The sequence below is a fragment of the Shinella sp. WSC3-e genome (genome assembly GCF_945994535.1).
GTDB lineage: Bacteria > Pseudomonadota > Alphaproteobacteria > Rhizobiales > Rhizobiaceae > Shinella > Shinella yambaruensis.
Map to the genome: position 1 here is coordinate 121,345 of NZ_OZ000530.1, position 24,714 is coordinate 146,058.

At 66.7% G+C, this 24,714-nt stretch carries 26 protein-coding genes and 1 tRNA gene; 11 read left to right on the plus strand and 16 right to left on the minus strand.

Going from position 1 to position 24,714, the window contains the following annotated elements:
• Nucleotides 1–3 precede the first annotated feature (3 nt).
• Together AABF56_RS00535 and AABF56_RS00540 are read right to left on the minus strand one after the other, a co-directional pair.
• Nucleotides 4–363 carry a winged helix-turn-helix domain-containing protein gene (locus AABF56_RS00535; RefSeq protein ID WP_272804547.1) on the minus strand — a complete coding sequence of 120 codons (360 nt, stop codon included), beginning with the start codon at nt 361–363 and terminating at the stop codon, nt 4–6.
• 87 nt (nt 364–450) lie between these two features.
• Nucleotides 451–1,788, minus strand: a complete 1,338-nt coding sequence (locus AABF56_RS00540) for an aspartate aminotransferase family protein (protein ID WP_272804548.1) — start codon at nt 1,786–1,788, stop codon at nt 451–453.
• A 145-nt stretch (nt 1,789–1,933) separates the two neighbouring features.
• On the opposite strand from AABF56_RS00540, the gene AABF56_RS00545 reads away from it, so the two are divergent.
• Complete coding sequence (locus tag AABF56_RS00545; protein ID WP_064328967.1) at nt 1,934–2,482, plus strand: cupin domain-containing protein; 549 nt, start codon at nt 1,934–1,936, stop codon at nt 2,480–2,482.
• Between the two features lie 54 nt (nt 2,483–2,536).
• Here the strand turns inward: AABF56_RS00545 and AABF56_RS00550 are convergent, their stop codons facing one another.
• From AABF56_RS00550 to AABF56_RS00560, 3 genes are all read right to left on the minus strand, one after another.
• Nucleotides 2,537–2,725 (minus strand): YegP family protein, encoded by a 189-nt coding sequence (locus AABF56_RS00550; RefSeq protein WP_244767963.1) that lies wholly within the window; start codon nt 2,723–2,725, stop codon nt 2,537–2,539.
• A gap of 25 nt (nt 2,726–2,750) precedes the next feature.
• Nucleotides 2,751–3,020 carry a hypothetical protein gene (locus tag AABF56_RS00555; protein ID WP_272804549.1) on the minus strand — a complete coding sequence of 90 codons (270 nt, stop codon included), beginning with the start codon at nt 3,018–3,020 and terminating at the stop codon, nt 2,751–2,753.
• Nucleotides 3,021–3,067: 47 nt separating this feature from the next.
• Nucleotides 3,068–3,141 (minus strand) — tRNA-Gln (locus tag AABF56_RS00560).
• 249 nt (nt 3,142–3,390) lie between these two features.
• Here AABF56_RS00560 and AABF56_RS00565 point away from each other — a divergent pair.
• From AABF56_RS00565 to AABF56_RS00575, 3 genes are read left to right on the plus strand one after another with little or no spacing between them, the layout of a single operon-like run.
• Nucleotides 3,391–4,941 (plus strand): Ppx/GppA phosphatase family protein, encoded by a 1,551-nt coding sequence (locus AABF56_RS00565; protein ID WP_272804550.1) that lies wholly within the window; start codon nt 3,391–3,393, stop codon nt 4,939–4,941.
• Nucleotides 4,938–5,669 (plus strand): RlmE family RNA methyltransferase, encoded by a 732-nt coding sequence (locus tag AABF56_RS00570; RefSeq protein WP_272804551.1) that lies wholly within the window; start codon nt 4,938–4,940, stop codon nt 5,667–5,669. The genes AABF56_RS00565 and AABF56_RS00570 overlap by 4 nt, the downstream gene beginning before the upstream one ends.
• Complete coding sequence (locus AABF56_RS00575; protein ID WP_272804552.1) at nt 5,669–6,052, plus strand: VOC family protein; 384 nt, start codon at nt 5,669–5,671, stop codon at nt 6,050–6,052. Before AABF56_RS00570 ends, AABF56_RS00575 begins: the two co-directional genes overlap by 1 nt.
• Before the next feature lie 550 nt (nt 6,053–6,602).
• Here AABF56_RS00575 and AABF56_RS00580 read toward each other — a convergent pair.
• The gene (locus AABF56_RS00580; RefSeq protein WP_272804553.1) at nt 6,603–8,012 is read right to left on the minus strand and encodes a DHA2 family efflux MFS transporter permease subunit; all 1,410 of its coding nucleotides are present in this window, start codon (nt 8,010–8,012) and stop codon (nt 6,603–6,605) included.
• 305 nt (nt 8,013–8,317) lie between these two features.
• On the opposite strand from AABF56_RS00580, the gene AABF56_RS00585 reads away from it, so the two are divergent.
• From AABF56_RS00585 to AABF56_RS00605, 5 genes are all read left to right on the plus strand, one after another.
• The gene (locus AABF56_RS00585) at nt 8,318–9,313 is read left to right on the plus strand and encodes an MBL fold metallo-hydrolase (protein WP_244767941.1); all 996 of its coding nucleotides are present in this window, start codon (nt 8,318–8,320) and stop codon (nt 9,311–9,313) included.
• Between the two features lie 264 nt (nt 9,314–9,577).
• Complete coding sequence (guaB, locus tag AABF56_RS00590; protein ID WP_272804554.1) at nt 9,578–11,074, plus strand: IMP dehydrogenase; 1,497 nt, start codon at nt 9,578–9,580, stop codon at nt 11,072–11,074.
• A gap of 147 nt (nt 11,075–11,221) precedes the next feature.
• The gene (locus AABF56_RS00595) at nt 11,222–11,581 is read left to right on the plus strand and encodes a hypothetical protein (RefSeq protein WP_244767939.1); all 360 of its coding nucleotides are present in this window, start codon (nt 11,222–11,224) and stop codon (nt 11,579–11,581) included.
• Nucleotides 11,582–11,679: 98 nt separating this feature from the next.
• The gene (locus AABF56_RS00600; protein WP_244767938.1) at nt 11,680–12,099 is read left to right on the plus strand and encodes an MAPEG family protein; all 420 of its coding nucleotides are present in this window, start codon (nt 11,680–11,682) and stop codon (nt 12,097–12,099) included.
• A gap of 83 nt (nt 12,100–12,182) precedes the next feature.
• Entirely contained in the window at nt 12,183–13,058 is an 876-nt protein-coding gene (locus tag AABF56_RS00605) for a dienelactone hydrolase family protein (protein WP_272804555.1), read from the plus strand.
• 21 nt (nt 13,059–13,079) lie between these two features.
• On the opposite strand, the gene AABF56_RS00610 is transcribed toward AABF56_RS00605, so the two are convergent.
• Entirely contained in the window at nt 13,080–13,655 is a 576-nt protein-coding gene (locus AABF56_RS00610) for a GNAT family N-acetyltransferase (protein ID WP_288084292.1), read from the minus strand.
• Nucleotides 13,649–14,602: a LysR substrate-binding domain-containing protein gene (locus tag AABF56_RS00615; protein WP_244767935.1), complete on the minus strand. Its 954-nt coding sequence runs from the start codon at nt 14,600–14,602 to the stop codon at nt 13,649–13,651. The genes AABF56_RS00610 and AABF56_RS00615 overlap by 7 nt, the downstream gene beginning before the upstream one ends.
• Nucleotides 14,603–14,876: 274 nt before the next feature.
• On the opposite strand from AABF56_RS00615, the gene AABF56_RS00620 reads away from it, so the two are divergent.
• On the plus strand, nt 14,877–15,173 hold the full coding sequence (locus AABF56_RS00620) for a DUF1127 domain-containing protein (protein WP_244767934.1): 297 nt from the start codon (nt 14,877–14,879) through the stop codon (nt 15,171–15,173).
• Nucleotides 15,174–15,326: 153 nt separating this feature from the next.
• Here the strand turns inward: AABF56_RS00620 and AABF56_RS00625 are convergent, their stop codons facing one another.
• From AABF56_RS00625 to AABF56_RS00650, 6 genes are all read right to left on the minus strand, one after another.
• Nucleotides 15,327–16,172 carry a DUF937 domain-containing protein gene (locus AABF56_RS00625; RefSeq protein ID WP_272804557.1) on the minus strand — a complete coding sequence of 282 codons (846 nt, stop codon included), beginning with the start codon at nt 16,170–16,172 and terminating at the stop codon, nt 15,327–15,329.
• Between the two features lie 83 nt (nt 16,173–16,255).
• The gene (locus AABF56_RS00630) at nt 16,256–17,629 is read right to left on the minus strand and encodes a glutamate--cysteine ligase (protein ID WP_244767932.1); all 1,374 of its coding nucleotides are present in this window, start codon (nt 17,627–17,629) and stop codon (nt 16,256–16,258) included.
• 175 nt (nt 17,630–17,804) lie between these two features.
• Complete coding sequence (locus AABF56_RS00635; protein ID WP_272804558.1) at nt 17,805–18,542, minus strand: 16S rRNA (uracil(1498)-N(3))-methyltransferase; 738 nt, start codon at nt 18,540–18,542, stop codon at nt 17,805–17,807.
• 10 nt (nt 18,543–18,552) lie between these two features.
• Complete coding sequence (locus tag AABF56_RS00640) at nt 18,553–20,049, minus strand: inorganic phosphate transporter (protein ID WP_272804559.1); 1,497 nt, start codon at nt 20,047–20,049, stop codon at nt 18,553–18,555.
• Between the two features lie 244 nt (nt 20,050–20,293).
• Entirely contained in the window at nt 20,294–20,797 is a 504-nt protein-coding gene (locus tag AABF56_RS00645) for an NUDIX hydrolase (RefSeq protein ID WP_272804560.1), read from the minus strand.
• A gap of 80 nt (nt 20,798–20,877) precedes the next feature.
• Nucleotides 20,878–21,672: a FadR/GntR family transcriptional regulator gene (locus AABF56_RS00650; RefSeq protein WP_244767928.1), complete on the minus strand. Its 795-nt coding sequence runs from the start codon at nt 21,670–21,672 to the stop codon at nt 20,878–20,880.
• A gap of 142 nt (nt 21,673–21,814) precedes the next feature.
• Between AABF56_RS00650 and AABF56_RS00655 the strand changes: the two genes are divergently transcribed.
• Nucleotides 21,815–23,092, plus strand: coding sequence for a DUF3422 family protein (locus AABF56_RS00655; protein WP_244767927.1), 1,278 nt, complete (start codon nt 21,815–21,817; stop codon nt 23,090–23,092).
• A 38-nt stretch (nt 23,093–23,130) separates the two neighbouring features.
• Here AABF56_RS00655 and AABF56_RS00660 read toward each other — a convergent pair whose 3' ends face one another.
• Entirely contained in the window at nt 23,131–23,643 is a 513-nt protein-coding gene (locus tag AABF56_RS00660; protein WP_272804561.1) for a hypothetical protein, read from the minus strand.
• 143 nt (nt 23,644–23,786) lie between these two features.
• The gene (locus tag AABF56_RS00665; protein WP_244767925.1) at nt 23,787–24,683 is read right to left on the minus strand and encodes a LysR family transcriptional regulator; all 897 of its coding nucleotides are present in this window, start codon (nt 24,681–24,683) and stop codon (nt 23,787–23,789) included.
• Nucleotides 24,684–24,714: the final 31 nt, after the last annotated feature.

Genomic DNA, 24,714 nt, shown 5'->3' on the forward strand with positions numbered 1-24,714 from the left:
GTCTCAATCGGCAAGGTTTTCGACGATCCAGCCGATATCCTCGGCCAGCGCCGCGCGCGCCTTTCCTTCCATGGCATGGTAGTGGGCGATCAGCGCCTCGCCGAAGGGCGTCACGACGGCGCCGCCGCCCTGTTTGCCGCCGCGCTGCGATTCCACTACCGGCGTGCGGAACAGCCGGTTCATCTCGTCGACCAGCAGCCAGGCCCGGCGATAGGACATGTCCATCGCCCGCCCGCCGGCCGAGATCGAGCCGGTCTCCCGGATATACGCGAGAAGCTGGATCTTGCCGCGCCCGATCCTGCCCTCCGGCTCGAACTGGAGACGGAAGATGAGTTTCGGTTCGGTCTTGGCGGATGCTGACATGAAACTGGGCCCGTATGGATACGGGCCCAGATATAACAGCGTTTTCCGCGATGTGCAGTGCCAAGCCGCTTCCGGCAAGGCCCGAATTCAGGCGGCGCGCTTCAGCGCGTCGCCGAGGATCGAGACGATATCCTCGAAATGCTTCTTCTCGGCGATCAGCGGCGGCGAGAAGGCGATGATGTCGCCGGTGACGCGGATCAGGAGGCCCTTCTCGAAGCAATCGACGAAGACGTCATAGGCCCGCGCGCCCGGTGCGCCGTCGCGCGGGGCAAGCTCGATGCCGGCGATGAGGCCGATCGTGCGGATGTCGATGATGTGCGGCAGGCCCTTCAGCGAATGCATCGCGGCATGCCAGTCGTCCTGCAGCGCCGCGCCGCGGGTGAAGAGGCCTTCGTCGCGGTAGATGTCGAGCGTCGCGATGCCGGCGGCGCAGGCCACCGGATGGCCGGAATAGGTGTAGCCGTGGAAGAGCTCGATGGCGTTTTCCGGCCCGTGCATCAGTGCGTCGTGCACCTTGCGGCTGGCGAAGACCGCGCCCATCGGGATGGCGCCGTTGGTGAGGCCCTTGGCGGTGGTCACGATGTCGGGCGTCACGCCGAAATAGTCGGTGGCGAAGGCCGCGCCGAGGCGCCCGAAGCCGGTGATGACCTCGTCGAAGATCAGCAGGATGCCGTGCCTGTCGCAGGTCGCGCGCAGCTTTTCGAGATAGCCCTTCGGCGGGATCAGCACGCCGGTGGAGCCGGCGACCGGCTCGACGATGCAGGCGGCGATGGTTTCCGCGCCGTGCAGCGCCACCAGCCGCTCCAGGTCGTCGGCAAGCTCGGCGCCGTGCTCCGGCTGGCCCTTCACATAGGCGTTCTTCGCAAGGTCATGGGTGTGGCGCAGGTGGTCGGAGCCGGGAAGCTGCGGGAAGACGCGGCGGTTGTTGAGAATGCCGCCGACCGAAATGCCGCCGAAGCCGACGCCGTGATAGCCGCGCTCGCGGCCGATAAGGCGCGTGCGCGTGCCCTGGCCGATGGCGCGCTGGTAGGCAATGGCGATCTTCAGCGCGGTATCGACCGATTCCGAGCCGGAGCCGGTGTAGAAGACGCGGTCGAGCTTGGCGCCGTCGGGGCCGGGGGCGATCTCGGCCAGCCGCTCGGCGAAATCGAAGGCGACCGCATGGCCCATCTGGAAGGAGGGCGCGAAATCCATCTCGGTGAGCTGGCGCTCGACCGCCGCGGCGATCTGCCGGCGGCCGTGGCCGGCATTGACGCACCACAGGCCCGCGGTGCCGTCGAGCACCTGGCGGCCGTCCGCGCTGGTGTAATACATGCCTTCGGCGGCGGCGAGCAGGCGCGGCGCGGCCTTGAACTGGCGGTTGGCGGTAAAGGGCATCCAGTAGCTGTCGAGCACCGGTGCATTGGGCTTGTTGTGAGCGTTCATGGCAGATCTCCTCTGGCTGGCGGGATTGACGCCATGATTTGCGATGCCGAACAAGTCCTTTTCTTCTTGACGTCAACTGATTGAAAATAAAGGATACGGAGAAGCCGGTTTTCGATATTTCGAACATCTAGAACAGGAAATGGCCATGTCGGTCGATATCGGGGGCAGGCTGCGCCATCTGCGCATGGCCCATAATCTCTCCCAGCGGGAACTTGCCAAGCGCGCCGGCGTCACCAATTCGACGATCTCGCTGATCGAATCGAACGCCTCCAACCCGTCGGTCGGCGCGCTGAAGCGCATCCTCGACGGCATCCCGATCGGTCTTGCGGAATTCTTCGCCTTCGAGCCGGAGCGCCCGAAAAAGGCCTTCTACCGGGCGGACGAGCTTGTGGAGATCGGCAAGGGTCCGATCTCGTTCCGCCAGATCGGCGAGAACACCTTCGGCCGCAGCCTGCAAATCCTCAAGGAGTGCTACCAGCCGGGTGCCGACACGGGCAAGGTGCTGCTGGTGCACGATGGCGAGGAGGGCGGCATCGTGCTCTCCGGCCGGCTGGAGGTGACGGTGGACGACGAGCGGCGCATCCTCGGCCCGGGGGACGCCTATTATTTCGAAAGCCGCCGCCCGCACCGCTTCCGCTGCGTCGGCCCGGTGCCCTGCGAGGTCATCAGCGCCTGCACCCCGCCGACCTTCTGACATGCGGAAGGCCCGCCGGCGGAACCGGCGGGCCTTCGCAAGGAATGGGACCGGTCAGGCCTGCGCGGTCGTGTTGTCCTCGACGGGCGCGCCGGGGCCGTTCTTCTTGATCGAATCGATGGCGTTCTGCGCGCTGGCCTTGCTGGAATAGCCTTCCGTGGAGAACATCACTTCGCTGTTGTACTTGAAGCGGACGCGAAACTCGCCGGCCTTGTCCTTGTAGATCTCGAACTTGTGCGCCATGGGCTTTCCTCCACGCAGATGGGAATCAGACAAAAGCAACGTGCCAGCCGGAAAAACCGCTGGCAAGAGGCGCCCGGCCTCCATCCGCTACAAAGCGACGCCGGCCGTGCCGGTTGTAGCCGAGTTCGTTGACGAGCGTCGCGCGCAGGTCCCGCCGTAAATCTATCGCCAGGATGGCGGCAAGGCCTGCTCCGCCACTGGTGGGATCGCAGCAGGCTGCCGTTCGGCGGTGCGCAGACGGCGCGATCACGAGAAAGCCCGGAATGACGATGTGCACGATCCCGGCACTAAACATCTGCCGGATGTCTTCCAGGCAGCCGATTTTACTGAGAAAGGGAGAATTGGCTGGGGAACCTGGATTCGAACCAAGATTAACGGAGTCAGAGTCCGTCGTTCTACCGTTGAACTATTCCCCAGCAGGGGCGATACCGGCTTGGCCGGCGCCTGTGAGGCGGGCTTATAAACAAAAGGCGGCGAGATGCAAATGGTTTTTTTGGGAAAAATGCAGGCGCTGTGTGCATGGCCGGGTTTGCGGCGAGGTGTCGTCGGATCGTCATAAAAAGAATTTGGCGAACGGGCCGGGCGCTGGTAATGTCGCGGCAACGAAGATCGAGAGAGCGCCTGCTTGCAGCTTTGAAGCTTTGCGCGGCGCCATAGGCAGTAACGTGAACGACCCCGACAGCGGCGTGAAGCCGCCCGTTTCCGGGGCGCGAGATGCGGGCGATGCGGGGCGGCCGAAGCGGTCGCGCCGCCGCAAGGGCAAGCAGAAGGGCGCGACAAGTCCCTCTGCCGTCTCCCTGTCCGCAGGCCAGGCGGCCGGTTCGTCCGGATCGGCTGAGCGCCCCAAGGCCATCGACGGTGGCGATACCGCGCGCAGGAACAAGCGTCGCCGGCGTGGCAAGGGTGCCGGCGGCGAGAACGTGCGCCCGCTTGCGCCCGTCGGCCAGCGGGAAGCCCCCGGCGAGGACCAGCGCCAGGCGGAAGGCCGCAGGAACCGCCGCAAGCACCGGGGCCGCAAGACCGGCGCGCGCGCCGTGCCGGCGTCTGCCGAGGCTATCGTCACGCATCCCGCGGCCGAACAGGCCGTCGAGGCACGACCCGTTGCCCACGCCCCGGAGCCGCGCCGCGAGATGCAGGCCCCCGTCCGTCCGGCCGAGCGCGAGGGATACGACGTGCCGCTCTATGCCGCGCTCGACCTCGGCACCAACAATTGCCGCCTCCTCATCGCCCAGCCGACCCGGCCCGGCCAATTCCGCGTCGTCGACGCCTTTTCGCGCATCGTGCGCCTCGGCGAGGGGCTTGCGGCGAGCGGCCGGCTTTCCGACGAGGCGATGGACCGCTCCGTCGAGGCCCTGAGGATCTGCGCGGCCAAGCTGAAGAACCGCAACATCCGCCGCGCCCGGCTGATCGCCACCGAGGCCTGCCGCGCGGCGGCCAATGGCGAGGCGTTCCTGGAGCGGGTGCGGCAGGAGACGGGGCTCGACCTCGAGATCATCAACCGCGAGACCGAGGCGCGGCTTGCCGTGTCCGGCTGCTCCTCGCTGGTCGGGCGCGAGGCGAAATCGGTCGTGCTCTTCGATATCGGTGGCGGCTCCTCGGAAATCGCGGTCATCCGCATCGGCGAGAACCGCTCCAGCCGGCTTGCCAACCACATCACGCACTGGACCTCGCTGCCGGTCGGCGTCGTCACGCTGTCCGAACGCCATGGCGGGCGGGACGTGACGCCCGAGAGCTTTGCGGGCATGGTGTCGGAGGTCGAGGCCATGCTGGCGGATTTCGATTGCCCGGGCGATGTGGTGCGCGTGGCGCCGGAGGATTTCCATCTCATCGGCACGTCGGGCACGGTGACGACGCTTGCCGGCGTGCATCTCGACCTGCCGCGTTATGACCGGCGCCGGGTGGATGGCGTCTGGCTCTCGGACGACGAGGTGACGGCCATGCAGGCGCGGCTCCTCTCCTGGGATTTTTCCGCCCGCGCGGCCAATCCCTGCATCGGGCCCGACAGGGCGGACCTCGTGCTCGCCGGCTGCGCCATCCTGGAGGCGATCCGCAAGCGCTGGCCCTCGCGCCGCATGCGCGTCGCCGACCGGGGCCTGCGCGAAGGCCTGCTCACCGACATGATGGCCGACGACGGCGTCTGGCGCCGCGGCCGCCACCGTCGCAACCACCGCGGCGGTCCCCGCAACCCGGCGAAGCCCGAAGGACAGGCGTCATGACCAAGCCCCCCGTCGGCGGCAACCGCACCGGCCGCAAGCTCGGCCAGAAGGTCAAGAAGGGCAAGCTGAAGGCCTCCTCGCGCCGCTGGCTCGAACGCCACATCAACGATCCCTATGTGCAGCGCGCCAGGCTGGAGGGCTATCGCGCCCGCGCGGCCTTCAAGCTCCTGGAGATCGACGAGAAGCACAACATCCTCGCCGGCGCGAAGCGCATCATCGATCTTGGCGCGGCGCCCGGCAGCTGGTCGCAGATCGCCGCCAAGGTGACCGGCTCGAGCGATGCCGATCCGCGCGTCGCGGCGATCGATTTCCTGGAAATGGACCCGCTGCCGGGCGTCACCATCCTCCAGATGGACTTTCTCGAGCCAGACGCGCCGGAGAAGCTGATCGCGGCGGTCGGCGGCACGCCGAACCTCGTCATCTCCGACATGGCCGCCCCGACGACCGGCCACCGCCAGACGGATCACCTGCGCACCATGCATCTGTGCGAGGTCGCCGCGCATTTCGCCGTCGAGGTGCTGGCGGAAGGCGGCCATTTCCTCGCCAAGACCTTCCAGGGCGGCACGGAGCGCGAGCTGCTGAACATGCTCAAGCAGAATTTCAAGCAGGTCATCCATGTGAAGCCCGGCGCCTCGCGCGCCGAATCGGTGGAGATGTTCCTGCTCGCCAAGGGGTTCAAGGGCCGCACGGCCAGGGACGGGACGGCCGGGGCGGAAGAGGAGGCCTGATGCTGCTCTACACCACCGTCGGCACGAACGATCTGGAACGCGCCGGCCGCTTCTATGACGCGGTGCTGCCGCCGCTCGGCTATCGCCGGCAGAAGCAGGCGCCGGGCGAGATCGGCTATGCGGCGGACGAGGATGTACGCTGCCGCTTCTGGGTCGTGGAGCCATTCAATCGGGAGCCCGCCACCTTCGGCAACGGCGTGACCATCGCGCTTGTCGCCCCGACGCGTGCCGCCGTCGATGCCTTCCACGCCACGGCCCTTGCCGCCGGCGGCACCGACGAAGGCGCCCCCGGCCTGCGCCCGTTCCACGCCAGCTTCTACGCCGCCTTCATCCGCGACCATGACGGCAACAAGCTCGCCGCAGTGTGCGAAAGGCCGGAATAGGCCGCGCCGGGCCGAAGCGCACCGCCTCGGCAAAGATCCAGCCCATACCGGCGCCGGCCTTTTCCTCCCCGTTTCTGTGGGGAAGCGACGCGCGAACCCGTCGCCCCGCCCATGCGGCAGCGGGTTTCAACCCACGCCTCCGCGAGGAGGCGACTTCAATGAATATGCCATAAAGCGCGATATGTACATGTTTCAATCCATGCCTCCGTGAGGAGGCGACTCGGCTCGGGGATCGAGCCGGACACCCGGGTGCCGTTTCAATCCACGCCTCCGCGAGGAGGCGACGGGGAAGCTGAAACGGTCAATCGGCTGGACCTGGGGTTTCAATCCACGCCTCCGCGAGGAGGCGACTGGGGTAGGTGTAATGCATTGTTCGCGCGGGCAAAAGGTGGGAGCCGGTGCGGGTCGGCGGGTAGGGTGCGCGCCTGGGAGGGCGTCGTGGTTTCCCGGAAAGGGGAGGTGAGGGATTTCAAGGGGATGCGGTGGGTGCGAACCGGCCGGGGATTTGCGGCGCGCTTGGGTTCGCGCCGATTCGCGGGATGGGGCGGGGTTATTTTACCGCCGCCGTTTCTTCCTCCCGCGCCGGCAGGCGGTGGCCGGAGACGGTGGCGCCGGCGTTCCTCGCCATGGTGATGAACGGCAGGACGGCGGCGAGCGTCAGGGCGGAAATGATCATGAAGGCGATCTGGAAATCCCCGAGCTCGAGCGGCGAGCCGGTGAGCAGGGTTTCGATCTCCAGGATGGAGCCGGCGACGGCGACGCCCAAGGCCAGGCTGATCTGCTGAAGCACGGCGCTCATCGCGGTCGCCTTGCTGGCGTCGGCGTCGGGGATATCGGCAAAGGAGAGCGCATTGACGCTGGTGAAGAAGAAGGAACGGGCGAAACCCGCGATCAAGAGCACGCCGGCCATGAACCAGAAGGGCGTCGCGGGCGTGAAGAGGCCGTTCACGAAGGTCAGGATCGCCCCGCAGATGCTGGCGACGATCAGTGTGGTGCGGAAGCCGGCGAAGGTCAGCACGCGCTTGGCGAGGAATTTCGTGGTGATGGCGCCGATGGCGCCCGTGAAGGTGACGAGGCCGGACTGGAAGGGCGAGAGACCGAAGCCGACCTGCAGCATCAGCGGCATCAGGAAGGGCACCGCGCCGACCGAGATGCGGAACAGCGTGCCGCCGATGGCCGCGGCGCGGAAGGCATTGTCGCGGAAGAGGGCGAGGTCGAGCAGGGGCGTCGGATGGCGGCGGGCATGGCGCACATAGAGCACGCCGCAAAGCAGGCCGATGGCGGTGGCGACGACGCCGATGACCGGCGGCAGGGCGGGCAGGCTGACGACCGAGAGGCCGAACATCGTGCCGGAGGCGGCGACGGCGCTCAGGAAGAAGCCGAGCCAGTCGAGCGGCGGCGGGGCGGCGGCGCGGATGTCCGGCAGGTAGACGCCGGACAGGATGTAGCCGGCGATGCCGACCGGCACGTTGATCAGGAAGATCCAGTGCCAGGAGAAGTAGGTGGTGATGAAGCCGCCGAGCGGCGGACCCGCGAGCGGGCCGACGAGCGCGGGGATCGTCAGCAGCGCCATGGCCGAGACGAGCTCGGAGCGCGAGGTGCTGCGCACCAGGACGAGGCGCGCGACGGGCGTCATCATCGCCCCGCCCATGCCCTGCAGGAAGCGGGAGACGACGAAGGCGACGAGGCTGTCGGCGATCGCGCAGAGGATGGAGCCGGCGACGAAGACGAGGATGGCGAGGCGGAAGACGCGTTTTGCGCCGAACCGGTCGGCCATCCAGCCGCTGAGCGGAATGAAGGTCGCGAGCGACACCATGTAGGAGGTGAGCGCCAGCTTGAGCGTGATCGGTCCCACGCCGAGATCGGCCGCGATGGCCGGCAGCGAGGTGGAGATGACGGTGGAATCCATCTGCTCCATGAAGAGCGCGACGGCAAGGATGAGCGGGACGATACGGTTCATCGGCAAATCGGGGTACGAGGCCCTTGCGCAGGCCCGCCCGTCTTCTGCGCTCCTTGCTGCGATCTGTCAAATCGCGAGGAAATCGCCTGCGACGCACGGGGCGTAAAAGTGTGCCGCGGCCGGCGTGCAGAAAGCGCGGGACCGGAGCGCGGGGCATGCCGAAGGTCGGCCGGCGCTTCGGCATCACAAGCCCGTGATGGCATGTGCCCGGATTGTGACAGCGCCCTAGATGGACGCGTGTCATCTTCATGCGGGCGCCGGCCGTCGTGCCGGCGCGGCAGCTTTTCACCAGAGAGGATAGAGCCATGGGCGACCCTTCGACAATCTCGCGCAGATCCCTGTTTCTCGCCGCCGGCATCGGCACGCTGGCCGCGCCCCTGGTGCTGAACCGCGCCGCCGCTCTTGCCCAGTCCGCAAGCGATGCCACCGATATGCGCGTGAGCCCGCTGGAGGCCCGCAGCTTCAAGCTCGGCAGCTTCCGCGTGCTGACGGTGCGCGACGGCATGCGCCCCTCCGGCGCGCCGAACGAGACCTTCGGCACCGACCAGTCTGCCGAGGCGGTCGGCGCGCTGCTGACGGAAAATTTCCTTCCGGCCGACAGCTTCGTCAACAGCTTCACGCCGACGCTCGTCGATACCGGCGCGGAGGTCGTGCTCTTCGATACCGGCATGGGGGAGGGTGGCCGCGAGGCGGGCATGGGGCGCCTTCTCGAAGGGCTGGACTACGCCGGCTACACGCCGGATCAGGTCTCCGTCGTCGTCATCACCCATATGCACGGCGATCATATCGGCGGTTTGATGGAGGGCGGCAAGCCGGCCTTCCCCAATGCGCGCTACGTCACCGGCCGCACGGAATATGATTTCTGGGTCAATCCCGAGCGCATGGGCACGCCCGCCGAACAGGGCCACCAGGGCGTGCTCGCCAAGGTGCAGCCGCTCGCCGAAAAGCTCACCTTCATCGAGGACGAGGGCGAGGTCGTGCCCGGCATCCGCGGGCTCAACGCCTTCGGCCATTCGCCGGGGCACATGATCTTCCGTGTCGAATCGGAGGGCAAGGCGCTGCTGCTGACGGCCGATACCGCGAACCACTACGTGCTCTCGCTGCAGCGGCCCGACTGGGAGGTGCGCTTCGACATGGACAAGGCGGCGGCCGCCGCGACGCGCAAGAAGGTCTTCGACATGATCGCCACCGACAGGCTCGCCTTCATCGGCTACCACATGCCGTTCCCGGCGGCGGGCTTCGTTGAAAAGGCCGGCGAGGGCTATCGGTTCGTGCCGATGAGCTATCAGTTCGATCTTTGAGGCCGGCGTTTCGACGACGGTCCCTCAAGCCCTTGACGTGACCTCCTGCCGCCTGCCGGAAGAAAGCGCCGGCAGGGGCGGGTCGCGACGGCCTGCCGGCAAGCCGGCTGCCGACGCGATTGCGGGCTTTTTGCTATTCCCAATCCGTCATGAACGTGTTACCAGCCCTCGCCAACTTCCAAGAATTTCTTGCAAGCGACCGAGGCGGACAACTCCCAATGTTCCCCTTGGTGCGCAAGCTTTACCCTCAAAGGAACTTGGCCCATGGCGCGCATCATTGAAACGGCAACCGGTCTCGAAGCCCTGACCTTCGACGACGTTCTCCTGCAACCCGGCCACTCCGAGGTCATGCCGGGCCAGACGAACATCGCCACCCGCATCGCGCACGATTTCGACCTCAACCTGCCGATCCTCTCCTCCGCCATGGACACGGTGACGGAAAGCCGCCTTGCCATCGCCATGGCCCAGGCCGGCGGCCTCGGCGTCATCCACCGCAACCTGACGCCCGCCGAACAGGCCGAGGAAGTCCGCCAGGTGAAGAAGTTCGAGAGCGGCATGGTCGTCAACCCGGTGACGATCGGCCCGGATGCGACGCTCGCCGAGGCGCTCTCGCTGATGAAGGCGCACGGCATTTCCGGCATCCCGGTCGTCGAGAACGGCGGCAGCGGCAAGGCCGGCCGCCTCGTCGGCATCCTGACGAACCGCGACGTGCGCTTCGCCTCCGACCCGACCCAGAAGATCTACGAGCTGATGACCCGTGAGAACCTCATCACGGTGAAGGAAACCGTCGACCAGCAGGAAGCCAAGCGCCTCCTGCATCGCCACCGCATCGAGAAGCTGCTGGTGGTCGACGGCGACGGCCGCTGCGTCGGCCTCATCACGGTAAAGGATATCGAGAAGTCGCAGCTCAATCCGAATGCCTCGAAGGATGCGCAGGGCCGGCTCCGCGCCGCCGCCGCCATCTCCGTCGGCGATGACGGCTTCGAGCGCGCCGAACGCCTCATCGAGGCCGGCGTCGACCTCATCATCGTCGACACGGCGCACGGCCATTCGCAGCGCGTCCTCGACGCCGTCGCGCGCGTGAAGAAACTGTCGAACTCCGTGCGCATCATGGCCGGCAATGTCGCAACGTCGGACGGCACCAAGGCGCTGATCGACGCCGGCGCGGACGCCGTCAAGGTCGGCATCGGCCCGGGCTCGATCTGCACCACGCGCATCGTCGCCGGCGTCGGCGTGCCGCAGCTTGCAGCGATCATGGCCTCGGTCGAGGCGGCGCAGGCTGCCGACATCCCGGTCATCGCCGATGGCGGCATCAAGTTCTCCGGCGACCTTGCCAAGGCGATCGCCGCCGGCGCCTCGGCCGTCATGGTCGGCTCGCTGCTCGCCGGCACGGATGAAAGCCCGGGCGAGGTCTTCCTCTACCAGGGCCGCTCCTTCAAGGCCTATCGCGGCATGGGCTCCGTCGGTGCCATGGCGCGCGGCTCGGCCGACCGCTACTTCCAGGCGGAAGTGCGCGACACGCTGAAGCTGGTGCCGGAAGGCATTGAGGGCCAGGTGCCCTACAAGGGCCCGGTCTCGGGCGTGCTGCACCAACTCGCCGGTGGCCTCAAGGCCTCCATGGGCTATGTCGGCGGCAAGGACCTCAAGGACTACCAGGAGAAGGCGACCTTCGTGCGCATCTCCGGCGCGGGCCTGCGCGAAAGCCATGCCCATGACGTGACGATCACCCGCGAAAGCCCGAACTATCCGGGCGCCGTCTGATTGTTCGCCGATTGCTGATATGCCTTTGAATGCCCAGCTTTGCCGGGCATTCCCGTCTTCCGGACCCGCGCGAATCCTGTTTTGTTTTTCCACGTATGCGCTAGGATTGGCGACCGGCAATCTCGCCGGTTTTCGCTGGGGGACAACATGAAGACGATACTGGCTGGCGCCCTTCTGGGCCTGGGGCTGGTCGTGCCTGCGCATGCGCAGACGGTCAATGCCGGCACCTACACTGTCGAAGGCACGAACCTCGACGGTTCGCCCTACAATGGCACCGCGACGATCGCGCTGACGAGCGAGACGACCTGCTCGATCGAATGGAACACCGGCGGGACCACCTCGAACGGCATCTGCATGCTCTATGACAACGCCTTTGCCGCCGGCTACGTGCTGGGCGATGCGGTCGGCCTCATCGTCTACCAGGTGAAGGACGACGGTTCGCTGGAAGGCGCCTGGACGATCAGCGGCAAGGACGGTTCGGGCACCGAAACCCTGACGCCGCAATAACACGCATCCTCCTTCGGCTTGTCGTGGTGTCCCTTTGTGGTTGAGGCTTCCGCCGGAAACCCCTAAACCGGTTCGAAACGACAAGTCGAAGGACGATCATGTCTCCCACGGAAGCCACGCTCTGGCCGATGATCGCGCATGTCGCGCTCGTCTTCTGCCTCTACCTGCTGCTCTCCACGCGCCGCATGCGCGCGGTCAAGGAGGGCAGGGCACGCCCGGAACAATTCCGCGAGAACCGCGAGGAGCCGGCCGAAAGCCTCCTCGTCAGGAACGCCATCGCCAACCAGTTCGAGCTGCCGGTGCTGTTCTATGCGGTGAGCATCCTTCTCTACCTCGTCGATGCCGACAATCCCGTGACCGTCGCCGGCGGCTGGCTGTTCGTGGCGCTGCGTTATGTCCATGCCTACGTGCATGTCACCAGCAACCGCCTGCGGTATCGCCGGCCGCTCTTCATTGCGGGGCTGGCGGTGCTCGGCCTTCTGTGGATATGGCTGGGCGTCTGGCTCGCGCTCACCTGACGGGCCGGTAACGCAGTTGTGTTCGGCAGGTTTCGGTGCGGGGCCTATCTTATCCGGCGGAGAACACAGCCGGAGGATCCGCCATGGACAAGCCGCAGATCACGCAGGCGATGATCAACGCCTATGACGAATACACCCACCTGACGCTCGACCGCCGCCGCTTCATGGAGCGCCTGACCGCGCTTGCCGGCTCCGGTGCGGCCGCCGCCGCCATCGTTCCGCTGCTCGCAGCCAATTCGGCGAGCGCCGAGATCATCGCCTCGGACGACGAGCGCCTGGCCGCCAAGGATGTCGTCTATGGCGGCAGCTCCGGCGAGATGAAGGGTTATCTGGTGCGCCCGAAGGAGGCGACGGCTCCGCTCGGCAGCGTCATCGTCATCCACGAGAACCGCGGCCTCAATCCGCACACCCGTGACGTCGCCCGCCGCATGGCGCTCGAAGGCTTCATCGCGCTCGCCCCCGATTTCCTCTCGCCCGCGGGCGGCACGCCGGACAACGAGGACCAGGCGCGCGAGATGATCGGCAAGCTCGATCCGGCGCAGACGGTGGCCAATGCCGAGGCAAGCCTGCAGTTCCTCGCAAAGCTCGACGGGGCGAACGGCAAGGTCGGGGCCGTCGGCTTCTGCTGGGGCGGCGGCCTCGTCAACCGCTTCGCCGCCAGGTCGCCGGAGCTGAAGGCGGGCGTCGCCTATTACGGCGCGCAGGCCGCCGCAGAGGACGTGCCCGGCATCAAGGCGGCGCTGATGCTGCATTATGCCGGCCTCGACGAGCGCATCAATGCCGGCATCGAGGCCTATCGCAAGGCGCTGGAGGAGAACGGCAAGACCTTCGAGATCCACATGTACGACGGCGTCAACCACGCCTTCAACAACGACACCTCCGCCGCGCGCTACGACAAGGCCGCGGCCGATCTCGCCTGGCAGCGCACGGTGGATTTCCTGAAGGCGAACCTCGCCTGAGCGTCCGAGGGCCTGCCGGGTTCATGCCTTCGGCAGGTCGAGACGCATGGCGCAACGCGTGTCGCGCTGGAGCCCGTGTTCGGCCTCCAGGTCAAGCACGTCCCTGAGGCGCGGCGAAAGCGCGGCCTCGTCCAGCGTGCTGAAGCCGAGCCGCTCATAATAAGGGCAGTTCCAGGGAATGGTGCGGAAGGTCGTCAGCGTCACCGCGGCAAGGCCGCGCGCCGCTGCCGCGTCGATCGCGTGCCGGATCAGCTTGCGGCCGATGCCGAAGCCCTGGTGCAGGTGATCGACCGAGATCTCCCAGATATGCAGGTCCTGCCCGGCGATCTCCGCGCTGAGGAAGCCGACCGGACGGTCGTCTCCGGCCGCCGCCACCCAGTTGGTCCCCGCCCCGATGAGCTCGCGGTGCCGCTCGGCGCTCTGCACATCGCCGACGGCGAGCCACGAGAAGGCCTCGATCAGGCGGAAGGCCTGCGCGGCCGAGCGCTCGATCTGGCACAGCATCTCGACTTCATCCTCGCGGGCAGGCCGGATCGTCACCGTCGACGGCCCGGCCTTGCCAGCGGGAATGCCGTCGAGGGGAAGCTGCGTCACCATCCGGGCAGGATATTGCCGGGCCGGAGCCGCGACAGGCGCGGGAAGACCTTGACCTCGGCTTCCGGCAGGTCGTCGACGGCCGTCAGCGGCGTGATGTTGTCGAGGCAGGCGCTGATATGGCTGGTGATGGCGTTGGAGAGCGAGGGCGAAAGGCCCGGGCGCCGCATGATGCCGATCTGCACCGGGGCGAGCGGCGGAAAACCGTCCGCCTGCGTCAGCACCTTCATGCCGGGACGCAGCGCCGATTCCGGCAGCACCGAAACTGCCATGCCCGCCATGACGGCCGCGGCGACGACGGTGGATGACCAGCTGGTGAACAGCACCTGGTAGTCCCGCCCGACGGAATCGAGCGCCGCGCAGGCGATCTGCCGCCACTGACAGTCGCGCCGGCCGACGGCGAGCGGCACCGGTGCGTTTTCCGGCAGCGGATGGTTGGCCGACATGACCCAGCAGAGCGGCTCTGTCCGCACGACGTCGGACTGGCGCTGGCGTGGATTGTGGGTGACGAGCGCGATGTCGAGCTCGCCCTTGGCCATCTTCTCCGCAAGGTCCACCGAGGGCTCGCAGACGATGAAAAGCTCGACATTCGGGTGGGTCTTGGCGAACCGCATGATGATTTCGGGCATGTAGCGGTCGGCGTAGTCGTCCGGCGTGCCGATGCGCAGCAGGCCCTCGAGGCGGTTGTCGTCGAAGGCGGCGATGGCCTCGTTGTTGAGGCGCAGCATCCGGCGGGCATAGTTGAGCAGGCGTTCGCCCTCGGCGGTCAGCCGGTTGCCCCGGCCGTCCTTCATGAAGAGCTGCTTGCCGATGCGCTCCTCGAGGCGCCGCATCTGCATGGAAACGGCCGACTGGGTCTTGAAGACCCGCTCTGCGGCGCGGGTGAAGCTGCCCGTATCGGCGATGGCGACGAAGGTCTGGAGCTGGTCTATGTCTAGCGGAGCGGACATAACGATATCCATAAGATTGTTTGATTGATACTATTAGAAACATTCGTTGGACTGATCAATGGCTTTCTGCGAAAAAGCAAGTGTCGAACGATTGCCCCTGCCGGCAGTCATCGTTCGGCGGGATCCGTTGCCTTCCCTCGACCTCCCGGCGATGGCTCTGCCTGAAACACGACCTTCGAACCGCCGCCCTGTCCCTGGGCGGCGAACGATCACGGGTGCCGTGCGAAACCCCATCGAATGACGATGGATCGCCGGGCCGGAAAGGAGAAATGCCATGCGCATGATCGACCGCAGACTGGAAATCGACAGCCTCGCAACGCGCCGTCCGGCTCCGAGCCTCTTCGCCCGCGTCCGCAACGCCGCCTACAGGTTCGTCCGCGCCTGGCAGAATCGCCGTGTGGTCAACCGGCTGAACGAGCTCGACGATCATCAGCTTCTCGACATGGGGCTGTGCCGGAGCGACGTGCAGGATGTCCGGACCGCGTCCTTCTTCGCCGATGCGGGCCTGCATCTGACGATCGCGGCGCGTGAACGCGCCCGCCGTCACCTGCGCAGCGGCCGTCTGGATTGATTTCTCACGGTGCCGACCTATCTCCCGGGTCGGCACCTGACTTCCCCGCAGGGTGAGAGCCAATAGCCCTGCTGCTTGCCCGGCGTGCGACTCCCAAGGTCCGCGCCGGGCTTTTTCGTGTGTCGATGGATGCGGCCGCGCTACGCCCCGTTGTCAGGCCTTCTTGCCGCCATCCGGCTCCATGCCGCTGCGGATGGTCTCGAAGATCGATTCCACGTTGCGCTGGTAATCCTTCTGCATTTCCAGCCCGGTATCGAACATCGTGTTGACGAAGGTCTTGAGCGAATCAGCCGGGGAATCGGCCTGTTCGGCGGTCTTGCCGCTGCCCGCGGGCTGGCCGGCCATGCCCGCCATCATGTCCTGGAAGGCCTTGGCGAAGGGGTTGTCGGTGAACGGATTGGCCGGCGCCTCCTTCTTCGTACCGAAGAACTCCTGGGCGGCCTGCATGAAGGGGTTGTCGGTGAAGGGGTTTGCCGGCTCCCGTTTCCTGGCCATGCCCGTCGCTTCGGCCCATTGCTGCATCATGTCGGCAAAGGGGTTGGCGGGTGTCTTTCCGGCTTCCGCGCCGGGGAAGAAGGGAGCGAAGGATTGCTTGAAGAGGCCGCCCATCAGCGTGCTCGCCATGACGGGCAGCATCTGCTTGTAGATGTCCTGGCCGATGCCGGTCATCTGCGCCGCCTGTGCGGCGATGGCGCGGGAAACGTCCTTGTTGCCGAAGAGGTGGCCGAGAATGCCGTTGCCCTCGGCAAGGCCCTGCGGCGTGAAGGCCTTGCTGATGTCCTCGAAATACTTGACGTGGTCGCCGGATGTCAGCGCGGTCATGAAGGCGGCAAGATCATAGGGATTGGCGGCGTTGCGCTTGAAGCCCTCGGAAAAGGCCGGCATCAGCGCGGCGATGGCCTTGGCCGCCTGTTCCTGCGCCAGCCCGAATTGCCGCGCCATGGTCTCGACGGCATTGCCGTTCTGCGCCTGCATCATCATGTCGTAGAGCGAAAGCATAACGGACCCTTTCCCGTTGGCAGGCATGTGCCTGCACTATAACGGGAATCTTGGCCGCGCAAACCGCTTTTTGGTGCCGTGCCTCAGTACTGGTAGTCGGTGAAGACCGGCTCGACGGAGCCGTTCCAGCGGCCGTTGTAGAGCGCCAGCATGTCTTCGGCGAGCGTCGCCTTCTTCGCCAGGACCTCGTCGAGCGGGGCAAGGAAGATTGTCTCGTCGACGCCCTCGCCATTGATCCTGGCGCGGGCGGCAAGGCCCTGGCGGGAGATCGAGACCACTTCGCGGGCGATGTCGAGCAGCGGCTTGCCGCGGAAATCGGCCTTGAGGCCTTCCGCGGGCACGGCGTTGCGCAGCGCCGTCACCTCCTCGACCGTCCAGTCGCGCACAAGCCGCTCGGCGGCATCCAGCGCGCCGTCGTCATAGAGCAGGCCCACCCAGAAGGCGGGCAACGCACAGATGCGTCGCCACGGGCCGCCATCGGCACCGCGCATTTCGAGGAAGCGCTTCAGCCGCACGTCGGGAAACAGCGTGGAAAGGTGGTTCGTCCAGTCGCCGAGGTTCGGCTCCCAGTCGGCGAGCTCGCCCTTCAGCGCGCCGGCCATGAACTGGCGGAAGGTGATGTGCGTGCAGTCGTGGTACTTGCCGTCGCGCACGACGAAATACATCGGCACGTCGAGCGCCCATTCGACATAGTCGACGAAGCCGAAATCCGGCTTGAAGGCGAAGGGGATGAGCCCGGAGCGGTTGTTGTCCGTGTCGCGCCAGATGTCGCCGCGCCAGGAGAGCAGGCCGTTCGGCTTGCCCTCGGTGAAGGGCGAGGAGGCGAAGAGGGCGGTCGCCATGGATTGCAGCTTCAGCGAGACCTGCATCTTGCGGCGCATGTCGGTTTCGGAGGAGAAGTCGAGGTTCACCTGGATCGTGCAGGTGCGGTACATCATGTCGAGACCCTTCGTGCCGACCTTCGGCATGTAGCGGGTCATGATCTCGTAGCGGCTTTTCGGCATGCGCGGCGTTTCGGCAAAGGTCCATTTCGGGCTGCCGCCCATGCCGAGGAAGCGGATGCCGAGCGGCTCGGCGATCTCGCGCAGCGTGGCGAGGTGCTGGTTGGATTCCTTGCAGGTCTGGTGCAGGTTTTCCAGCGGCGCGCCGGAAAGCTCGAACTGGCCGCCGGGCTCCAGCGAGATGGCGCCCATGCCGGAGGGTTCGGCAAGGCCGATGATGTTGCCGGCATCCATGATCGGGTCCCAGCCGGTCTTGGCCTGCATGCCGTTCAGCAGCGCCGAGATGCTCGCCTCGCCGAAATAGGGCACGGGGCTGTTGTCGGCCGTAAAGAAGACGAATTTCTCGTGCTCGGTGCCGATGCGGAACTTCTCCTTCGGCTTGTTGCCGGCGGCGAGGTAATCCGCCATGTCCGCGACGGTGCGGATCGGCGTCTGGTCGGTGGTGTCACGGGCCATGGGCGTCTTCTTCTGAACGGATGGCGCCCTGCGGAACGCCGGGCCTTGGGAGGGTGCTTGGACCGGAATTAGATGCGGTGCAAGCAAATTCCTTTCAAGGCAGATTCAAAAAAACCCATTCGACTTTTTTGTTGAAGCGCTTTCTTGCTTTCGCGCAAATCTGCGAGGGGGGCGCTCAGCGCCAGTCGCCGATCGCCGCCTGGATGACGGCCATCGCCGCCACCGCCGCCGTGTCCGCGCGCAGGATGCGCGGGCCGAGCGGGATCGGCGTCACGAAGGCGAGATTGCGCAGCAGCGTGCGTTCCTCGTCGGAAAAGCCGCCCTCCGGGCCGACGAGCAGGGCGAGCTTGCGCTCCTCGATCGCCTTGAGCGCCGGCAGCGGGTTCTGGCTGCCATGGCCTTCGTCGCAGAAGATGATACGCCGCTCGCGTGGCCACTCGGCCAGCAGGTCCTCAAGTTTCCTCGGTGCCGTGACCTGCGGGATCGCCAGGATGCCGCACTGCTCCGCCGCCTCCACGGCGTTCGCCTGCAGCCGCTCGAGGCTGGTGATCTTGCCCTGCATATGCTGGGTGAGGACCGGCTGCAGCACGCCGGCGCCCATTTCCACGGCCTTCTGAACGATATAGTCGAGCCGGCCGACCTTGAGCGGTGCGAAGAGGTAGTGCAGGTCGGACGGCGCCGGCTGCGGCCGGGTCTGCTCGATGGGGGTCAGGACGAGGCGCTTGCGGGTCGGGAAGGAAAGGGTCGCATGCCACTCGCCGTCGCGGCCGTTGAAGAGCAGCACGGCATCGCTCTCCGCCATGCGCAGCACGTTGGCGAGGTAGTGGAAGTGGTCCTTCGACGCCTCGAAGGCCACGCCCGCGGCAAGGGCATCGCCGACGAAGAGGCGCTGCATCCGGTAATTGGCACGCATGGTCGGTCTCTCAGGTGAAAAGCGCGTTGAGGGCGAGGAAGACGATGGCCGAGAGGACCGCCGAGATGGGCAGCGTCACGATCCAGGCCGAAACGATCGTCATGAAGTGGGAGCGCCGCACGAGGTAGCGACGGCGCGTCTCGTCGAGGTTTACGGGCTCTTCCTCCGGGGCGATGCGGCTGCCGCGGCTGCGGATATAGTCGATGCGGCGCCGGGAGTTGCGCGTATACCATTCGCGGAACAGGCCGACGCCGAAGACCGCGCCGACGGCGATATGGGTCGAGGAGACGGGAATGGCGAAGGCCGAGGCCGTCAGCACGGCGACGGCGGAGGACAGCGCCACGCAGAAGGCGCGCATCGGGTTGAGCTTGGTGATCTCGCTGCCGACGATGCGGATGAGGCGCGGGCCGAACAGCAGGAGGCCGAGCGAGATGCCGAAGGCGCCGATGACCATGACCCAGAGCGGAATTGCCGCCCCGCTTCCCGCGTCGGCATGCAGGGCCGAGACCACGCCGTAGAGCGGGCCGACGGCGTTCGACACGTCATTGGCGCCGTGGGCGAAGGACAGCAGCGCCGCCGAACAGATCAGCGGGATGCGGAACAGCGTGCGCAGCGACTGGTTGCGGTTGTCGAGCCCTTCCGCATGGCGGCGGACGATCGGCCGGGTGGCGACATAGGTGGCGAGGCCGACGCCAAGGCCGATGAGGAGCGCCGCGCGGAGGGAGAGATCGAAGGCGCCGTTGGTGCCGCCATTGGCGATGAAGGCCGCGAAGGCGCCGGCCATGACCGCGACCAGCACCGGCACCCAGGTCTTCGCCGCGCCGATCTTGTCCTCGCGGTAGATGATGAATTCCTTGATGAAGAAGAGGAACCCTGCGGCGATCACGCCGCCGAGGATCGGCGAGACGGTCCAGCTCACGACGATGACGGCGATCGCGTCCCATTGCACGCTGTGGAAGCCGCTCGCCGCCGCGCCCGCGCCGATCACCCCGCCGACGATGGCGTGGGTGGTGGAGATCGGCGCATTGGCGAGCGTGGCGATGTTGATCCAGAGCGCGGCGGAGACGAGGGCCGCCATCATCGCCCAGGCATAGGTCTCGGGGCTCGGGAAGATCGACCGGTCGACGATGCCCGAGGCGACCGTCGCCGCCACGCCCTGGCCGGCCAGCAGCGCCCCGGCGATCTCGAAGACCGCGGCGATGACGAGGGCGACGCCAAGGCTCATGGCGCGCGCGCCGACGGCCGCGCCGACATTGTTGGTCACGTCGTTGGCGCCGATGTTCATGGCCATGTAGGCGGCGAGCGCCGCGGTGATGGCGACCAGCACGCCCGGCGCGCCGGTGGCGAAGCTGTTGGCGACGGCCATGGCAATCAGGAGGAAGACGAGGGCGATGCCGACGCCCGTCCACGAGCGCAGCACGAAATGCGTCGCCTGTTCGGTGAAGGTGAGTTTTTCCAGGTCCTTGTCCAGCGTCGGCTTGCGTAGCTGAACCTGTGAATTGGCCATTCCTGCTGCTCCGTTTTGGAGCCCCTGGCACGACCGCCGGGGTCTGTCTGCCGGTGCTTTCCGCCGTCCCTTCGTCACCGGACATCGCCGATGCCTGGGCATCGGCCGGGGCCGGTTTCTCGCGAGCGGACGAAATTCCCGCGGCAGCCTTCCGTCCGGAGGTCGCATCAGGGGCTCTCAGCCGACAGGCACTATCGTCTCAGGGCACCGGCGGCAATATGACAAGGGCCGATCGGGGGCGTTATCAGGCGTCGGGGGTGCCGTTCGGGCCGATTTCGGCGAGCATCGTGCGCTCGAAGGCGAGGATGAGGTCCTTGAGGCCGGGCTCCTGCACGCGGCGGGCGGCCTCCTGGCAGGTCACCCATTCGGCGCGCCGCTCGTCCTTCTCCGGAAAATTCTCGCTGAGGTCGTCGACGGAGAGCGGGAAGACGCGCACCCGGCAATCGACCTTCAGCCCGTGCGGCAGGCCCTTCAGGTAGTTGTAGCTGCCGATCGGCGCCTCGCGGACGCTTCCCCTGACGCCGGCCTCTTCCCAGGCCTCGCGCGCGGCCGCGGCTGCGGCGCTCTTGCCGTCCATCGGCCAGCCCTTGGGAATGACCCAGCGGCCGGTGTCGCGGCTGGTGATGAGGAGGATTTCGATCGCCGGCTTTTTCTTCCTCACCCGGTAGCACAGCGCGCCGTATTGTTCGCGCGCGGGCCGGCGGAACATGAGATGGACGTCGCTGACGATGCGGTTGAGAATGTTCAAGGTCTTGTTCGTTCCTCTTGTCGGACGGGACGGTTGAGTCTGTATAGCCCATCTTGCTTGCGCGAGATTTGCGGCGCAAGTCAGGCTTGCGGGGGAAGCCCGCGCTTTTGCATGCGCAATTGCGAAATCCGCTGCCATTCGCCGCTGCGCTCGGCCTCGCGGATGGCGGTGGCGATGTAATCCATATGCGCCTGGGCGGCCTTTCGCGCCGCAAGCCCGTCGCCGGCCATGATCGCCGCATAGATCGCCTCGTGCTGGGCGAGCAGGTGGCCGCGCGCGTCCTCGGAGGAGAAAACGAGGTGGCGGTGGAAAAAGATCCCTTGGGCCAGCAGCCGGTAACAGGCGCGCAGCGTGTGCAGCAGCACGATGTTGTGCGCTGCCTCGCCGATCGCGTTGTGCAGCTCCACGTCGGCCTCCAGCTCCGCATCGAAGGAGCCGCCCGCATGGGCCTCCCGCATCGCCTCCATGATGCGGGTCAGCATCTGCCGGTCGTATTCGGTGGCGCGGCGGGCGGCGAGATCGGCGGTGATGCCCTCCAACTCGCGGCGGTACTCGACATAGTCCTCCGTCGCGCGCTGGTGGCGGGCGATGAGGTCGACGACGGGGCGGGAGAACACCTGGCCGATGATGTCGGCGACATAGGTGCCGCCGCCGTGCTGGCTGATCAGCAGGCCGCGGGTCTCCAGCTCCTTCAGCGCCTCGCGCAGGATGGGGCGGGAGACGTCGAGCCGCCTGGAAAGCTCGCGTTCGCCCGGCAGCCGGTCGCCGTCGCGCAGCACCCCTTCGAGCAGCAGCAGTTCGATCTGCCGCACGACCTCGTCGGCAGTGCGGCTGTGGCTGATGCGGGCGAAAAGGTCGAAGGCGGTGTCGGTCACCGGTGAACACTAGCAATGTGGGTCGAAACTGGTCAACAATCTTGTCCAGTGGGGAGGAGCGGGCCTGCGTCAATGCGCCCTATCTCCAGGGGCCTGACATTTGTTAAGACTATGCTGTTGCACATGAGGGGACAGTGCAGACATGGCAAAAGGCAGCTTCGCCTTTCCGCAGGCGACCGCGCGTGCGCAGGCGCTGGGGGAAATTCACGCAAGACCATACGCGCTGGTGCCGTCGCCGCGCGTCATCTTCCAGCTCGCCTTCCTGACCGAAGGCGGCTCGGCGGTCGATCACGCCGTGATGGGGGAACTGTCGCGCTCGCGCGGCATCTCCCCGCCGGGGCGCGATTCCAGCCACCACGCGCTCAGCTGGGGGCAGGGCACGTTGCGCTGGGAGCGGCATACCGAGTTCTCCACCTATTTCTGGGACGCGCCGGCGCCGGAAAAGTTCGGTGGCGAGGTTCCGGTCCATCCGTTCGGCGACAGTTTTTCGCCGCCCGGCACGCTGATCTCGGGCGTGCGGCTGGAAATCCGGCCGGATACGCCGGAAACCCGCGCGGCGATCTCCACCTTCGACCCGACGAGCCTCTGTTACAGCGAGATCAAGAACGGCCAGGGCGCGATCCTCACCGACTTCCGCCAGAACGGCGACGGGCTGACGCAGATCCTCGTCATCGACCGCGGCATGACCGAGGCCGGGCGCGGCGCGCTCGTCCAGCGCCTTCTGGACATCGAGACCTACCGCACACTCGCCATGATGGGCCTGCCGCTCGCCCAGTCGCTCTCGCCGGACATCCGCCGCATCGAGGACGGGTTGACCGGCATCACCAATGCCATGAAGCAGCATGCCCGCGAGAAGGCCGATACGCTGCTGACGGAGATCACCCGGCTCGCCGCCGAGCTGGAGGCCAATGCGGCGCTCAGCCTCTATCGCTTCGGCGCCAGCCGCGCCTATTATGGCATCGTGCAGGAGCGCATCCGCACGCTCGCCGAGACGGCGGTGTCCGGCTACGAGACCCTCGGCTTCTTCCTGGAACGGCGCCTGGCGCCCGCCATGCGCACCTGTCAGTCGGTGGAGGAGCGGCAGGCGAACCTGTCGCGAAAGCTTGCCCGCGCCACGGCGCTTTTGAGAAGCTGGATCGACGTGGAGCTGGAGCAGCTCAACACGAGCCTGCTCAACTCCATGGACCGCCGCGCGAAGCTGCAGCTGCGCCTGCAGCAGACCGTCGAAGGCCTGTCTGTCGCCGCGATCTCCTATTACGTGGTCGGTCTCTTCGGCTATGTCGCCAAGGCGGCGCACGGGCTCGGCCTGCCGGTCAAGCCGGAAACCCTGACCGGCATCGCCGTGCCCTTCGTCATCGCCGGCATGTGGCTGCTCGTGCGCGCCATCCGCCAGCGCCATGCGGAAGAGGACAAGCATTAGAGCAATGCCAGCAAAAGTGTGCAGCGGCCTGCCGCCGCTCAGGTCGACAGGTCGCACTGGTAGCGCGGCACGCCGTCGGTGACGGCAAAGCCGGTGTCCCAGCCGAAGCCGGTCTCGTCCTGTTTCGCGAGCTTTTCCTGTGCGGCAAGACCCCGCTCCTTGAACGCGGCCTCGGCGGCCTCCAGCGCGTCGGGCGGAAAGATGATCGCCTGGTAGCTGAAGCCGCTGGCAAGCGCCGTGATGTAGACCTCGATCTCCTTGACCGGCACGCCGCGCCAGATGCCGCCCGTCACGGGCAGGACGATGTGCAGGTACTCGTCCTGCGGCCGGACGGAGGGCGGACCGAAGACGGCCTCGTAGCCGGCCGGAATGGCGATCGCGCCTTCCTTGCGGGCGAAAGCGTAGCTCGATTGCAGGAGGCCCGCCAGCGCGTCGCTGTAGTCGCAGGCATCGTCGAAACCCTGGAGCAGGTCGTCGAGCGGCCTTGCGCCGGCCGCTGCCGGAAGCGCCAGCGCGACCAGCGCCGCCATCATTGTCATCCTGCCGATCATCGCCGTCCTCTCCGCCATGGGCCTGCAGCTTAGAGCATTTCCAGCCGAAGCGAAGTCGCTTCGGCGTTGGATAATGCGGTAAAAGCAAGAAGCCAGTGCAAGGGTCCGCCCGCGCCAATCGGCGCATGTGCGGCCGACGGTGCTCAGCGCTCCCAATAGGGCAGGGGGCCGTAGAGGTCGGCGAGATAGTCGATGAACAGCCGCACCTTGACGGGCAGGAACTGCCGGCTCGGATAGACCGCCGAGAGCACCACGTTGCGCGAGCCCTCGTATTGCGGCAGCACCTGCACGAGCGCGCCGCTCTTCAGCGCCGGCCCGACATCCCAGGTCGAGCGCAGCGCGATGCCCATGCCGGAGAACACCGCCTCCCGCACCACTTCGCTGGAATTGGTGTAGAGCTGCCCCTGCGGGCGATAGGTGACATTGCCCTCCGGCCCTTCCAGCCGCCAGACGTCCTGGGTGTGCGGCGGCAGGCAGACATGGGCGGGCAGCGCGTCGAGCGAGGCCGGCATGCCGTGGCGGGCGATATAGTCCGGCGAGGCGCACAGCACGCGCCGCACCGAGGCGAGCCTTCGGGCGACCAGCGAGGAATCGGAAAGTTCGCCGATGCGGATCGCAAGGTCGAACCCACCGCCGACGATGTCGGAGAAGTCGTCGGTCAGCATCAGGTTGACGACGAGCTCGGGATAGGTGTCCATGAAGCCCTTGAGATTGGGGGCGATATGCATGCGGCCGAAGGAGGTGGGCGCGGAGATCCGCAGCGTGCCGCGCACGGCGCCGGAACGTCCCGAGACGAAGGCTTCCGCCTCCTCGATGCCGGAAAGGATGCCGACGATGCGGTCATAGAAGCCCTGGCCGGCCTCGGTCAGCGAGATCTGCCGCGTCGTGCGCTGGAAGAGGCGGGTGCCGAGGCGTTCCTCCAGCCGCTTCACCCGCTTGGAGACGACCGCGGGCGACAGGCCGAGCGCCCGGCCGGCCGCCGACATGCTGCCCATGGCGATGACGCGGGAAAAGATTTCGAGGTCGCCGAGATTTGTCATTCCATCGCGTCCATTCTTGCCGAAACGGACA